Source organism: Bradyrhizobium sp. CFUWI (assembly GCF_056429085.1).
The window spans coordinates 1-639 of record NZ_JBWJZE010000129.1; the positions used below are offsets into that span (position 1 = coordinate 1).

The 639-nt window shown below is 70.3% G+C and carries 1 protein-coding gene; it reads right to left on the minus strand.

The features are described from left to right. Positions 1–5 precede the first annotated feature (5 nt). On the minus strand, positions 6–639 hold a 634-nt coding region (locus AC066S_RS39035; RefSeq protein WP_478271936.1), incomplete at its 5' end, for an ammonium transporter.

Below are 639 nucleotides of genomic sequence, written 5' to 3' on the forward strand. Positions count from 1 at the left end.
GAATTTCAGCGGTTGTAGGCGGTCTCGCCGTGCGAGGTGATGTCCAGCCCTTCGCGCTCGGCTTCCTCGCTGACGCGCAGGCCCACCAGCAGGTCGGCGATCTTGTAGGAGATGAATGCCACCACGGCGGACCACACCAGCGTGATCGCCACGCTCTTGACCTGGATCCACACCTGGGCACCCATGGAGAAGGTGTCCGGGGTCAGGCCGCCGGTGCCGCCCAGGCCCTGCGAAGCGAACACGCCCGTCAGGATGGCGCCGACGATGCCGCCCACGCCATGCACGCCGAACACGTCGAACGCGTCGTCGGCACCCAGCATTTTCTTGAGGCCACCGACGCCCCAGAGGCAGACCACACCGGCGATCAGGCCCAGCACGATGGCGCCCATGGGGCCCACGAAACCGGCAGCCGGCGTGACGGCCACGAGGCCGGCCACGGCGCCCGAGGCGGCACCCAGCATGGAGGCCTTGCCCTTGTGCAGCGCCTCGCCGGCGAGCCAGCTCAGGGTGGCGGCGGCCGTGGCGAGCACGGTGTTCACGAAGGCCAGGCCCGCAGCGCCGTTGGCGGCACCGGCCGAGCCGGCGTTGAAGCCGAACCAGCCCACCCACAGCAGCGATGCGCCCACCATGGTCAGCGTC